This window comes from Paenibacillus sp. 3LSP (genome assembly GCF_032465655.1).
Taxonomy (GTDB): Bacteria; Bacillota; Bacilli; order Paenibacillales; family Paenibacillaceae; genus Fontibacillus; species Fontibacillus barengoltzii.
In genome coordinates, this window is the sequence record NZ_JAWDJI010000137.1 from 1 (window position 1) to 12,328 (window position 12,328).

Consider the following 12,328-nt stretch of genomic DNA (forward strand, 5'->3'; position numbering starts at 1 on the left):
TTACAAACAATTTTTCTGTAATTTCTCATGTCAGGTTTGGTGCAAGGCTAGTGGCGAAATCGGTGCTTTTCCCAAAATCGCAGAAAAATAACTGTACTTTTGCAGTTAAACTCGCGTTTTAAGTCCAAATTCCAAAAAATAACTGCACTTTTGCAGTTATCGTGCCCCCTGTATCAGCAACATCCCCCCTCCCCTATCAAAACCACAAAAAAAACCGGTTGGGACACCTCCCAACCGGTTCCATCTCAGTTACTTTGCGTTGCCGCCTCCGGCAGCAAATCGCGACAAGCGCGCTCCAGATACGGATCAGCGCTTAGGAAATCGCGGAACACCGTATACTCCCGCCAAAGCTGCGACACGTTCCCTCCGCCCGATTTCACGGCGCGGATCAGGATATTTTTCGGCGTATGCTCCATATCGATGAACTCCAGCAGTTGCGTTTTGTAGCCCATCACGTCCAGCAGCTTAGCGCGAATCGCATCCGTCGCCAGTGCAGAGAAGCGCTCCTTCAGGATACCATGACCCAACAGCGGCTGCAGCACTTCGTTTTGCACCTGATTAAACAGCTCATGCTGACAGCAAGGCACGGACAGGATGACCGATGCGCCCCAGCGCACCGCTTTCTCCAGCGCTGCATCTGTCGCCGTGTCGCAGGCGTGGAGCGTTACGACCATATCCACCGCGTTAAGCTCGTCATAGTCGGCGATGTCGCCAACAAGAAACTTCAGATCGTCATACTGCAGTTTGCGTGCTAACCCGCTGCAATGCTCGATTACGTCGGCCTTGAGGTCCAAGCCAATCACGTTCAGTTTTCTTTGCTGCTGTACGGCCAAATAATGATACAGCGCAAACGTCAAATAGGATTTGCCGCACCCAAAATCAACGATGGTCAGCGGCCGCCCCGTCGGTAAATGAGGAAGGACATCCTGAACCATTTCAAGGAAACGGTTGATTTGCTTGAACTTATCGTACTTTTTAGCGAGCACCTTGCCTTCCCCGTTCATGATCCCGAGCTCCACCAAAAACGGAACCGGTGTTCCTTCCTCCAACACATATTGCTTCTTCCGATTATGGGTCAGCGTCCCCAGCGGCTTACGCGAGGGGGCTTTTTTCAGAATCGTGACCTTAAACTTCTTGCTGATCAAGACCTGATAATCGGCCTCCGCCGTGCACAGCAATCCTTGCCGGAACTCCTCAAACAACTTCGCCAGCTCGTCCGCGAAACGGTCAGCCGGGATATTTTGATGCAGCACCTTGTTGGGGTAGTGGTAGGCAAATTGATAGTGTAAACTCTTTTTGATTTCGACCGGTTTGATTTGAACCTTCGTGTATTCCGTCTCCCCCGGTCTGCGGCGGCCGCTGATCGTTGCTGTGATCAGACTGCCCTTCTCCGCCAGTTCGTTCGCGAGTTTGCGCAGTGATTCCATGATTGATTAACAGCTGCCTTTCTGCATAGTAGTCAATAAATCATAACGGTTGTTCAAAATTTAGCCTGGACGTCGGCAAGCCCTTCTTCAACTTCTTCAACCGGCAAGCCTCCCGCCGCAAGTGTATCTCGCGGTAGCGCAAGCAACCGCTGATAAAACGCTACCGCCTCTTCTTTAGTAGCATGGCCTTCCTCCAGCAAGCGGTAGAGTGCATTTTCTGCCTGGTCGTACCGACCTTCCGCTTCTTCCCATTGTAACACCAGCCATTCGGTGTCCGGCGGAAGACGGTAAGACTTTAGCAACGATTGCAGCTCAGCAATGGCCGAGGGCAGATCCCATAGGGAGCGGTCCGCCCCATGGAGCGCAGCGGTCAAGTATAGATGAAATGATTTGATCCAGCGCTTTGCCGCTTCGTCCGACTCTCCAGAGCTCTCGTAGACGTCTCCCTCTTCTTTGAGCAGACGGGACAGACTTTGGAGCTTGTCCGCCTCGATTTCCCCGCCGCTTTGAAACAGGCGCACGATGTCTTTGGCAGGTAAGTTCTCCAGCAGATGGGAGCTCAAGCGAAACTGCCTTTTAAACAGCTCGTCGAGCGTCCATAATGCTTCAATCTTCTTTTTCTGCTGTTTGAGCATAAACACTTTTCCCAGCATTTCCGTCATTTCTTCGATCATCTTCATCAGGTAATCTCTTCGCAGCACGGACACTCCTCCTCTCGTCCCTAAGTTCAAGGCTGGCTTCCCGCCAATTCAAAAAAAGCCGTAAAACCGGAGTTTTCCATGAAATCTCCGGTTCCTTGGCCTCGGTTCGACTAGCTGATTCTTGCGAAACGTTGTTTAGACTTGCTAGGTTTTACACTTCTACGGTCTTTCCCGTGACGCTGCGCATAAAATCGGCGATGACGGCTGTGAGCTGCTCCGGCGCTTCGTACATGCTCATGTGGCCCACGCCTTTAATGACCGCCTTTGTGACGTTGGGCCCTTCGGTCGTAAATAGCCGCGCCATCGGTACGACGTTATCGTTTTCACCTGCGACCAGCAACAGTGGTAGCGCTGTCGATTCCATCACGTCTCGGCGGTCGGGCCGCTCGCGCATCGCCAGCGCGGCTCCCGTTGCCCCTTGAGGCGGCGTCTTGTAGCCAATCTCCTTCACGCGATCCACTTCAGCTCCAAGTTTGCTGACATTGTCCGGTGCAAACAACCCCGGCACGAGCCCATCTACAAAGTGGGTAATGCCTTCAGACCGGATGCGGGAAACCGCTTGAAGCCGTTTCTCCTTCGCTTCTTCACTGTCCGGAAAGCCGGTGGAGTGGATCAAACCAAAGGCATTCAACCGATCTGGATACCGCTGAGCTAAGGAGAGGGCGGTGTAGCCTCCCATCGAATGGCCCAGCAGCGTGTACTTGGTGATGCCCAGCGCCTCCATCAGAGCGGCGACATCATCCGCCATTTGATCGATCGTATACGCGCCGACTGGCGCAGTTGTGGCCCCGTGGCCCCGAAGGTCGGGGGCGATGACCTGATATTGTTCGGCAAGCAGCGGCTGAACCTTCTCCCAGTAAGCGGAGCTGCCGCAGAAACCGTGCAGCAAAACCACTGTTTCGCCCTGTCCTTGTTGTTCATAGGCGATCGTTGTTCCGTTGACTGTTACTTTGTCCATTACGCTACCCACTTTCATCTCAATTTTAAAGGTTGTTCAAAAAGTTATCTTCGGATCACGTGGTGAATCTTGAAGCGTGTTCGACATCGAATCTTGAACTCAGCCGGGCCTTCCGCTGCTCACGTACCCCAAACGTACGCTCCGCTGCTCAGTCCCTCGCTTCATCCAACCTTCTCGGTGCTCCAAACCTAACTTTTTGAATTCTGATTTGAACCGGTTGTTCAAAAAGTTATCTTCGGATCACGTGGTGAATCTTGAAGCGTGTTCGACATCGAATCTTGAACTCAGCCGGGCCTTCCGCTGCTCACGTACCCCAAACGTACGCTCCGCTGCTCAGTCCCTCGCTTCATCCAACCTTCTCACCGGAACGCCGATGCCGCAGCGTCCGCGATTTCATCGGCCATTTGCATGACCTTGTACAGCGAGGTCATCTGCAGCGTCCAATAGGGCTTGGGACCGTTGACGTTCACGACTGCAGCGATGCTGTAATGCCCGACCTCAGGCAAGCTGGCTCCGACGGACCGGGCCGGTTGCAGCGGCTGGCTGGACACGAGGTACGTCCCTACGGAATCGGCCATCCCCAGGCAGGCATCGATGGCGATGATCACGCGCCCTTCGGGAATTTCGGACATGCGCCTCTCCAGATTGGTTGCGTCACACGGCTCGCGGAGTGTTCCGATGACGTGCTCAAATCCCAGCTCGGTCAGCTTCGTTCCCACCAACGGCCCCAGTGCGTCTCCCGTCGACCGATCCGTACCGATGCACAGAAATGTAACGTCCTCACGAAGATGCCGGGCACGAATGTCTGCAAAAAAAGCCGCCAGCTCCCCGCCGCTCAGCTTCCTCCGGTTTACTCCCGCTGCCGGCCATTCCTTCTGTTCCTGCATGACCTAGACACGCTCCCTCCCGGTATTTCGTAACCTGATTGTAACGCATTCGGACGCCAGGCCGCAAAATTTCATGAACCGCTTCCCTCGTGGTACAATAGCTAATAACCCATAAATCGGAAGGATGAAAACTTATGGATCTGTCCATCAAGAGCAAGGAAAATATTGAGTTCATGATCGAAGCGATCAAAAGCAAGCTGAAAATGGCTTCCGCAGCAGCGATGTCGGCGTCCGCATTCCACGTTAACCAATATGATGATATCCGCGATGTTTATGACATCGTCATGAGCAAAGAGCGGCTCAGCATCTCCGAAGTGGAAGCGCTGGCTCAAGAACTGGGAAGACTGCGGAACAAAGCCTAACCGGTAAGCGGCTCTGAATCACAGTTAGCGTTCCAGCTGGAACACGGTTTCGGCTTTCCCTACTTCCCAGCCCTCATCGTTCTTGATCGAAGACGGGAACGCCTCGCGGAGCTTCTGCAGCGTTCCTTCGTTTTCGTATCCGAGCTGCTCCAGTACGGATAAAGCGATCATTCCCCACTCTTCCTCGGAACCGTCCTGAATTTTAAACGTGATCCCCACGCGCTCACGGCGCAAAGCAAACGCATAAACCCCTTTAAAACCGCCTTTGGCCACGATATTCGGATCGTCCAGCAGGATCGAATCCACCCGCCCGGTGCCAGCAACCAGCAAGGGTTGACGGTTCATGGCGTTAGTAATCACTCTGACTGCCTCAGCGGTAGACGCATCCTCGATCAAATCCGGACATGCCAGCTTCAAATAGGCGGAAGCCAAAGCGGATAACGGAAGGGCGAACACAGGAAAACCGCAGCCATCTGTACCCAGAGTAATCTGCGCTTCCGTAAGCCCTGCCAAGCCCGCCAGCGTCGTCAAGATTTCCTTCTGAGCCGGATGCTCCGGATGATTATAGCTTTCCAACGGGTATCCTTTCATTTTGCAATAAGCCAGAACGCCTAAATGTTTACCCGAACAATTATGGTAGATTCGGCGATACGTCCCGCCTTGTCGAAGCAGCTGTTCCTTGGCAACTCGATCCAGCGGCAGGCTGGGAGCGCAAATGAGCCGTTCTTCGGTCAGCCCCGTCTTCTCCAAAATTCGATTCAGCGTCTCGACATGAATCTCCTCAGCTCGGTGTGAAGCGGCCATAATGGCAATCTCCTCGTCAGTTAGCCCGTAAGCCTCCTTAATTCCGGCACGGATCCCTGGAATCGCCTGGATCGGCTTGGCCGCAGAGCGAGTAAATACGGTGGCTTGGGGATTACCCGCTCGCCCCACAATGTTTCCTCGTTCATCAACAATACAAATATGACCATAGTGAGCGCATTCCAGCAGCCCCCCGCGATATTCATTCACCAGCAAAGCTTCGTTATAGTTCATCTCTTGTTCTCTCCTTAACCTGATCCATTCCCTGCACACATTTTGCTCCATTCCTACACAGTATAGTACTTTGGAAGCCCGCTGGCTATAGAGCCATCTAGCAAGAAGCAAGAGAGCGCCAGGTATACGATAAAGGCGTTTGTGCAAACTATTTACGGTTTCATAAGAGAACAAAGGAGGCTACATCCATGACCCAACCCGAGGACCTGCAGGAGCAGTATGTCACGAGGCAAATCCGGGCTGCCCAAGCCGGCGAGTATCCTGAGCATAAAGACATCGACGAAGCGGAGAACGGCTCCATGGTGAATGACATGGAGGATCTCATTCAGCTGGGAGAAGATATGGAAGCTATGCAAACCAACCGGGAAGATAAGAAGGACGGCTTGCTGCCTGATCCCGGACAATAAATATATGCAAAAAAAGCGTCGCCCCCATATCCCCAAGGCAACGCTTTATGTGGTGTTCATATGATTCATGATTTGCTTCAGGCGTTCGGTCGCCCGCTTCTGAATGCGGGATACACTCATCTGAGAGATCCCCAGCTTCCGGGCAATGGACCTTTGGGATTGCCCTTCCTGATAGGCCATCAGCAGAACCTGCTGTTCCTGCGCCTTTAATTGTCCCAGCGCTTGTTGCAAATCCATGCGGTTCTCAAGCGCATCGTAGTCGTCCGCATCCGCACTGATCATTTCACCCAGCGTTACGGCGCTTTCGTCCGGTGATAAGGGCGAATCCAGGGACACGTAATGATAACAATCCCGTCCGGCCAGCACCTCAACCGTTTCTTCCACCGAGAGCTCCAGAACCTCCGCGATCTCCTGTACATTGGGAGATCGCTCCAGCTTCAGCGTCAGCTCATCAATCGCCTGCTGAACCAGCGCTCCCTTTTCTTTAATTCTCCGCGGCACTTGAATATACCAAGACTTGTCGCGCAAATAATTTTTCATATGTCCGATCATGCTCTTCATCGCATACGGTTCAAACGGAATACCCAGCTCGCTGTCATACTGCTGCAGCAAACGCACTAATGCCATTTCGCCCACCTGGTACAGGTCTTCGTACAAATCCGGTCGATTTCGAGCAATTTTCGCGGCGGCCATTTTGACCATCGAATCGTATTTCCGGATTAACTGCGTGGCGATCTCATTGTCTCTGGTTTGCTGGTACAGCTGAATGAGGCGGGTAGATTCGTGCAAAGAAGCTTGGGGAGCCGCACGATCGGTCATACCTTCTCTTCACTCCTCTGGAGTCGGCGGACCATCGTCACCCTTGTGCCTTTTCCGGATTGCGTTTCTACGCGGACGTCGTCCATGAGCGCCTGCATCAGATAGAAACCTAATCCGCCAATCGGGGCCTCGCTCAACTCTTTTTCGTGTAGAGTCACGCCTCCAGCCTGTCGCCACGGCTCAAAGCTCTCCCCTTCATCTTTGACCGTAATAGACAAAGCATCCGTTAAGATCTCAAACGTGATTTCCATTTTGCCGGCATCCTGCTTGTACGCATACAACACCGTATTGTTGCAAGCTTCGGATACCGCCACTTTCATGTCTTCAATTTCCTCGTACGAAAATCCCATCTTGGAAGCAATACCGTACAGATTCAGCCTAACAATATCCACGTATTCTGCCGTAGCCGGTAGGCTGATGACAATTCTCTCTGTTTCTTCTATCATTAAGACTCGATCCTTTCCTTATTGGGAGTTCTCCTGCTCCGCGAAAAACTTAGCAATCCCCGTCATTTCAAACAGCTTCCGGATATGGTCCGGTACTTCCTGTACGTAAAACTTCGAGCTCATCCCATGCCTCGCTTTTAAGATGGACAGAAAAATTCCGATTCCGGTGCTGTCGATGTATTTCAACTCCTTCAGATTCAGGACTAAATCCGCGTCATCGATGCCAACCAGCGGATCCATCACCTTCCGGAAATCCGGCGCTGCAGACAAATCCAACTCACCTCGCAGCGATACGGTACAAACTCCGTTTTCTCGTTGGGTTGTGGTGGAAAATTTCAAACTTTTTCTTGTATTCATGAAATACTCTCCCTGGAATAGGTTTTCTTAATACAACATAACCCAGCTTGTCCACGACTGAATCAAGGGGGTTATTTGAACGAGATCCAGACCAGACATCTATCATCTTCTCGGTTCAGCGGAGCGGCATCTTGGAAGAACAACCGACTCATCGCCTCGCGGTCGAAGTGATGACTGCAGGTCTTCAACTGCTCCTCCAGCCATGCCTGCCGCGCCTCTATGGAATTCTCCTGCCCATCTATCAACCCGTCGGTGTAGAGAACGAGATGGCCGGGCCCTTCGTAATGTAGAACCTGCGGATAGGTTTCGATTCCATCAAACAAGCCTACGGGAGGCCCCACTTGATCAAAACGAACGGGTTGCTTCTTATCCGTGTAGAGGAGGGCTGGGGGATGTCCGGCATTCACGTATTCGATCACTTTGCGCCGGGTATCCACCACAAGATAGATGGCGGTGAAATAATATTGAATCAATTTGCTTTCAATATGCAGCTGGATAAAGCGGCGGTTCAGCTCCTCAATGACCAGCTTCGGTTCCACATAGGTAAACACGGTATCTTTGAGAACAGAGGAGATGAACATACAGAAGAGGGAAGAAGAAATGCCATGCCCCATCATATCCAGCAGGATCACTGCATACTTCCCCTCACCAAGCGAATACCAGGAGTACAAATCTCCGGCCAACTCATAAGAAGGCTTGTATAGAGCATCGATTTCGAACTCCGAATCATGGATCGGGGCGCTAAGGACCGCGTTCTGAACAAGCGACGCAAGCTTCAATTCCTCCTGGATGCGCTGATCCCGGTTCCGATGCCAGTCCTTCTCCAGCTTCAGCCGCAGTGCCAGACGAATTCGCGCCATCAGCTCCACCTTGTTGATCGGTTTCGTTACATAATCTACAGCTCCGGCATCCAACGCTTCCGCCAGCTTGTGGGAATCCCCAACGGCTGTAACTACGATAACGGGAATCTCCTTCAGATGTTCGGAGCGCTGCAAGATCCGACAAGCCTGAATCCCGTCCATCTCCGGCATCATCATATCCAGCAGGATCAAATCCACATCAGATGGTCCGCTTTCGTCAATCAAATCCAAATCTTTGACACCAAGCCGCTCGAACATGTCCCGGGCCGAAGTGACGGTGACCGTGTTGCGATAATTTTCCTTCTTTAAAATCTCACGTATGATCATGATATTTGTCGGATTGTCGTCAACGATCAATATTCGCATCATAATCTCCTTATCCAATGAGACTTAGAAGTGCTATACGAATCATAGTGAAAAAAGAAGGAACGGGGCGCTTTCCCGTTCCTTCTCGATTCACAATGCGGGCAAGGCTTGAGTAACAGAGTACATTACCCAGTCCATCTTTGGTTGAAACGGCAAATGGAATGGCCGCTTCACGTCCGCTTAACTCCGATACTTCTGCCAGACATCAGCGGCGAGATCCACCCATTTGACCCAATTCGCCGATTTACGATTCGTTTCCTGCTCCGGCTGTTCTCCTTCCGCTTGCAGCGGCTGGACTGAAGGTACAGAAGTTGCCGGGGCCGGAGATGCCGGAGCTTTGCGCTTGGCCAACAGCGGACGGCTGGCGATTCGACGGGCAAGGGCTGCCGAAACCTGCTTTGTTGCCAATGTCACTTCACTTAGCACTTCCCCCGCATGCTTAACCGATTCCATCAGCGGGTCGATCTGCTTCATTTTGTGCTGAATGTCGCCGGTCAGTTCATTCGCTTGCCGGACGATCTGCCGGACGTCGTTGCCGAGCTCATCAATCGTTTTTTGTACGTCCTTCAATGTTTCGGTGGTCGTCTTCAGCGAATGTTCCGCCGCTTTCAGCGTCTTGACCAAATAAACGACAAGCACCACAAAGGCCGCTGCAGCCACCGCCACGCTGATCTCCCAAATCATACCTGTTTCCTCCCTTTCCGTCCTTGGGCGTTCACCCATTCTTTCCTTAACTATACACGAAAATGGACGGAAGTGTGCGTAGAACCGTGAAATAAGATTACTTCTTTCGACGTAAAAATGAAAAAACCGCTTGGCCACTTCCTTACTCAAGAACGGGGCCAAACGGCATGATTTGATTTATTTCAGGACGCTGCCACCAAACATAAAGCGGTAAACCCAGGAGCCGTCAAGCTTGTCGACAATCACTCCGCCAGCTTCATTAGAATAGGTGTGCAAGAGCTGACCGTCGCCAAGATAGATCGCAACGTGGGTAATCCGTTGGCTTTGCTTGTCGATTCCTTGGTAAGACTTGGCCGAAGAGCCTTTATAGCTCATGAAGAAGACCAAATCACCGCGCTTCAATTGATCGATGCTGTATACGGCTGTTCCATTGCTCTTTATGTAATCCCCTTGTTTACGGGAATCCGCAGGGAGCGTGATGCCCAAAGCATCCTTATAGGCTTGTCTAACGAAATCAGAGCAGTCAAATGTATCCGTATTGCTGCGGCTGGAGCCGTACTCGTACGGAGTGCCGAGGTATTTCATACCGGCCTGAATGACTTGCTCGATCTGCTGGCTGATCCCAGTGGAAGGAGCGGGAGTAGGCGTTGGCTGCGGTGTGCTAGATTGTCCTCCAATTTCCAAATATTTATCATTCGTACTAACGTAACCTTTCATCCCGTCTGCCGTCTGTACTTTATAGAAATACTCATTGCTTTGCTCGAGAATCGTTAGCGTCGTCCCTTTGCGAAGCATTGTAATAACGTTGCCCGAGGTGGACGGTTGATCACGCAGATTGACGCCGTAGGTCACCGTTGCAGGCAAATTGAGCGAAGGTTGGGAAGGAGCGGTGTTTACAGTTTCCAGTTGAATGTATTTTTCGTTCGAACTAACGTAACCGGTGCTCCCATCTTCGGTTTGTACGAGATAGAAATATTTATTGCTTTGATCCAATACGGTGACTTCGGAGCCTTTTTTCAGAAATCCAATCACTTTCCCCGATGTGGAAGGTTTGTCACGGAAATTGACACCGCCGACAATATGGCCTTTGGTGATCGATTGTGAAGTTGCAGTTGCGGCGGATGCCTGATGAGGGACGGCTGTATAAGTAGAGAGAAGAATGGCACTCAACAATGTGATGGCTACGCTTCGTTTCATTTTCATGGGTGTTATCCTGCCTCCTAGTGTAAGTTCTTGGTGTTCGTCTTGTTCCAAAATCTCCTTTCTTTAGTTCTTGCACCCATTATAGCGATTGTCGAAATCAGTCTAAATCGGTCGAAGATCACTTTATAGAAAAGCGCTTTCAAAGACAATGGCCCTAGATTTTACCTATCGGAATTAGAGGCAATCGACCTATAAAAACTGGACGAATGTAACCTATAGCAGCCCTTCCCGTGCAATAGCACCGGATTTCTGCAACGAAAGTACCCGATTTCGCATGTAACCGCATAAATTACATATTAATTCCAATTTATCCAATCGGCCTATTTTTTAGGGACAAATGCCCGCTTTTCGCCAAAAAAGCCCGAACGGCAGGCTTGGTAAATGTTACCTTAGGCCTGTCCATTCGGGCTTGTTTTCACCTTCATCCTAATTCTTCAATCATCCTTATGACTTCCCGTCCAAAATCGAGTCCTATCTTTCTTTAGGCTCAATATGAACGTGAACATGCATGACGTTTTGCTTCTTTCTCATCCGTTCCTCAACCCGGTCACTGATCTTATGACTTTCGATCACCGTCAATTGCGGATCTACCTCAATGACAACATCGACCAGTACGTGATTCCCGTGAACCCGGGCCTTTAAGTCTTTAATTCCTTCCACGCCTTGAGTTCGGGCAATGGTGCTGCGCAGGTCGCCCAGCTCCTTTTCATCAAATCCATCGGTCAGATTATGCGTCGATTGGCGGAAAATATCCCAAGCGGTTTTACAAATAAGCAAACCTACCGCAATCGCAGCAACTACGTCCAGCCACGGCAGCCCGAATTGAGCCCCGATAATCCCAACTGCTGCGCCCACACTCACCAGCGCATCCGACAAATTATCCTTGGCCGCCGCCATGAGCGCCTGATTGTTAATCTGCTTCGCCAGCCTGCGGTTGTAAGCATAGACTCCGCCCATCGCCAGAGCACACACGATAGCGATCAGAGCCGACAGAATGTCTGGCTCGCTATGCACACCTTCGATCAATGACCGGACCGCACCAATGATGACTTGGATACCAACCATCGCCATAATAAAAGAAGCGACTAATGCAGCGATCGTCTCCGCACGAAAATGACCGTAAGCATGGTCGGAGTCCGGCGGCTTCTGTGAGATTCTAAGTCCGATCAGCACTGCCACCGAAGCCACGATATCCGTAAGGTTGTTAAACCCGTCGGCAAGCAGCGCGCTTGAATCAAACACAAACCCGCTGATTAATTTGAAAGCGGACAGCAATAAATAAGCGGCAATGCTTACCCAAGCTCCGCGTTCCCCTTTGCGTATATCGTCGTAAATATCCAAGTCCCGCACCTCCAGACTTCTCCCCGAAGCCAATAACCTACATCTTCAAGCTCTCAGTTCAAAACAAAACATCAAAAGCGTTTTATCATCGTAGCAAATCAACCCCGTGTAAGTCTAGAGAAACAGTGTTGCCCCCGGGAAAAGCAAGCCCTCATCATTATTCCCGTTGTACGCGCATTTAAAAACGTATAAAATAGGGACACCCCCTTTCCAATGTCAAGGAGATGATCAGCGTGACGGAAAATCAAGAACCACGTAAAATCGATTTGGCCGAAGCGATGCGCCAAAAACTGCAACAGAAAAAGCAGCAGCAGCAAAACGGCAACAAACCGGGATTGAAAGACAGTTTTCAAACCAAAACACTGAAGAGCCAAAATAATAAGAAACCGAACAACCAGCGCCGCCGGACGGGCGGCTCGTAAGAACGTAAGAGGTGCAGTAAGAGGCCCATGCCGCAATCGCATGGGCCTCTTCT

At 51.2% G+C, this 12,328-nt stretch carries 15 protein-coding genes; 3 read left to right on the forward strand and 12 right to left on the reverse strand.

Annotated features, from left to right (window positions below):
* Positions 1-245: 245 nt before the first annotated feature.
* The 4 genes from RW092_RS11015 to yyaC all read right to left on the reverse strand — a co-directional run bounded on the left by RW092_RS11015 (position 246) and on the right by yyaC (position 3,973).
* Positions 246-1,427, reverse strand: a complete 1,182-nt coding sequence (locus RW092_RS11015) for a class I SAM-dependent methyltransferase (RefSeq protein ID WP_316010213.1) — start codon at positions 1,425-1,427, stop codon at positions 246-248.
* 53 nt (positions 1,428-1,480) lie between these two features.
* Entirely contained in the window at positions 1,481-2,128 is a 648-nt protein-coding gene (locus RW092_RS11020) for a DUF6483 family protein (RefSeq protein ID WP_255315408.1), read from the reverse strand.
* A gap of 151 nt (positions 2,129-2,279) precedes the next feature.
* Entirely contained in the window at positions 2,280-3,086 is an 807-nt protein-coding gene (locus RW092_RS11025; protein ID WP_316010214.1) for an alpha/beta fold hydrolase, read from the reverse strand.
* Positions 3,087-3,445: 359 nt separating this feature from the next.
* Positions 3,446-3,973 carry a spore protease YyaC gene (gene yyaC, locus RW092_RS11030; RefSeq protein ID WP_316010215.1) on the reverse strand — a complete coding sequence of 176 codons (528 nt, stop codon included), beginning with the start codon at positions 3,971-3,973 and terminating at the stop codon, positions 3,446-3,448.
* Between the two features lie 134 nt (positions 3,974-4,107).
* Here yyaC and RW092_RS11035 point away from each other — a divergent pair, with 134 nt between their 5' ends.
* Positions 4,108-4,335 (forward strand): DUF1128 family protein, encoded by a 228-nt coding sequence (locus RW092_RS11035; RefSeq protein ID WP_009226836.1) that lies wholly within the window; start codon positions 4,108-4,110, stop codon positions 4,333-4,335.
* A gap of 24 nt (positions 4,336-4,359) precedes the next feature.
* Here the strand turns inward: RW092_RS11035 and RW092_RS11040 are convergent, their stop codons facing one another.
* Positions 4,360-5,370, reverse strand: a complete 1,011-nt coding sequence (locus RW092_RS11040) for an asparaginase (protein ID WP_085170675.1) — start codon at positions 5,368-5,370, stop codon at positions 4,360-4,362.
* Between the two features lie 188 nt (positions 5,371-5,558).
* On the opposite strand from RW092_RS11040, the gene RW092_RS11045 reads away from it, so the two are divergent.
* Positions 5,559-5,777, forward strand: coding sequence for a hypothetical protein (locus RW092_RS11045; protein WP_016310854.1), 219 nt, complete (start codon positions 5,559-5,561; stop codon positions 5,775-5,777).
* 45 nt (positions 5,778-5,822) lie between these two features.
* On the opposite strand, the gene RW092_RS11050 is transcribed toward RW092_RS11045, so the two are convergent.
* From RW092_RS11050 to RW092_RS11080, 7 genes are all read right to left on the reverse strand, one after another.
* The gene (locus RW092_RS11050) at positions 5,823-6,596 is read right to left on the reverse strand and encodes a sigma-70 family RNA polymerase sigma factor (protein WP_127576676.1); all 774 of its coding nucleotides are present in this window, start codon (positions 6,594-6,596) and stop codon (positions 5,823-5,825) included.
* A complete protein-coding gene (rsbW, locus tag RW092_RS11055) occupies positions 6,593-7,042 on the reverse strand; it encodes an anti-sigma B factor RsbW (protein ID WP_016310852.1) in 450 nt (149 codons plus the stop codon). The genes RW092_RS11050 and rsbW overlap by 4 nt, the downstream gene beginning before the upstream one ends.
* 18 nt (positions 7,043-7,060) lie before the next feature.
* The gene (locus tag RW092_RS11060; RefSeq protein ID WP_016310851.1) at positions 7,061-7,399 is read right to left on the reverse strand and encodes an STAS domain-containing protein; all 339 of its coding nucleotides are present in this window, start codon (positions 7,397-7,399) and stop codon (positions 7,061-7,063) included.
* 71 nt (positions 7,400-7,470) lie between these two features.
* Complete coding sequence (locus tag RW092_RS11065) at positions 7,471-8,625, reverse strand: PP2C family protein-serine/threonine phosphatase (protein ID WP_316010216.1); 1,155 nt, start codon at positions 8,623-8,625, stop codon at positions 7,471-7,473.
* 180 nt (positions 8,626-8,805) lie between these two features.
* A complete protein-coding gene (locus RW092_RS11070; RefSeq protein WP_016310849.1) occupies positions 8,806-9,309 on the reverse strand; it encodes a DUF948 domain-containing protein in 504 nt (167 codons plus the stop codon).
* A gap of 177 nt (positions 9,310-9,486) precedes the next feature.
* A complete protein-coding gene (locus tag RW092_RS11075) occupies positions 9,487-10,512 on the reverse strand; it encodes an SH3 domain-containing protein (RefSeq protein ID WP_316010217.1) in 1,026 nt (341 codons plus the stop codon).
* 471 nt (positions 10,513-10,983) lie between these two features.
* Entirely contained in the window at positions 10,984-11,853 is an 870-nt protein-coding gene (locus RW092_RS11080) for a cation diffusion facilitator family transporter (RefSeq protein WP_085170670.1), read from the reverse strand.
* A gap of 233 nt (positions 11,854-12,086) precedes the next feature.
* On the opposite strand from RW092_RS11080, the gene RW092_RS11085 reads away from it, so the two are divergent.
* Entirely contained in the window at positions 12,087-12,275 is a 189-nt protein-coding gene (locus RW092_RS11085) for a hypothetical protein (protein ID WP_085170669.1), read from the forward strand.
* Positions 12,276-12,328 lie beyond the last annotated feature (53 nt).

Coding starts and splice junctions, on each gene's coding strand:
- RW092_RS11045 (WP_016310854.1), top strand. CDS start 5,559: ATGACCCAACCCGAGGACCTGCAGGAGCAGTATGTCACGAGGCAAATC.
- RW092_RS11050 (WP_127576676.1), bottom strand. CDS start 6,596: ATGACCGATCGTGCGGCTCCCCAAGCTTCTTTGCACGAATCTACCCGC.
- RW092_RS11075 (WP_316010217.1), bottom strand. CDS start 10,512: ATGAAAATGAAACGAAGCGTAGCCATCACATTGTTGAGTGCCATTCTT.
- RW092_RS11025 (WP_316010214.1), bottom strand. CDS start 3,086: ATGGACAAAGTAACAGTCAACGGAACAACGATCGCCTATGAACAACAA.
- RW092_RS11065 (WP_316010216.1), bottom strand. CDS start 8,625: ATGCGAATATTGATCGTTGACGACAATCCGACAAATATCATGATCATA.
- RW092_RS11015 (WP_316010213.1), bottom strand. CDS start 1,427: ATGGAATCACTGCGCAAACTCGCGAACGAACTGGCGGAGAAGGGCAGT.
- RW092_RS11040 (WP_085170675.1), bottom strand. CDS start 5,370: ATGAACTATAACGAAGCTTTGCTGGTGAATGAATATCGCGGGGGGCTG.
- yyaC (WP_316010215.1), bottom strand. CDS start 3,973: ATGCAGGAACAGAAGGAATGGCCGGCAGCGGGAGTAAACCGGAGGAAG.
- RW092_RS11035 (WP_009226836.1), top strand. CDS start 4,108: ATGGATCTGTCCATCAAGAGCAAGGAAAATATTGAGTTCATGATCGAA.
- rsbW (WP_016310852.1), bottom strand. CDS start 7,042: ATGATAGAAGAAACAGAGAGAATTGTCATCAGCCTACCGGCTACGGCA.
- RW092_RS11060 (WP_016310851.1), bottom strand. CDS start 7,399: ATGAATACAAGAAAAAGTTTGAAATTTTCCACCACAACCCAACGAGAA.
- RW092_RS11070 (WP_016310849.1), bottom strand. CDS start 9,309: ATGATTTGGGAGATCAGCGTGGCGGTGGCTGCAGCGGCCTTTGTGGTG.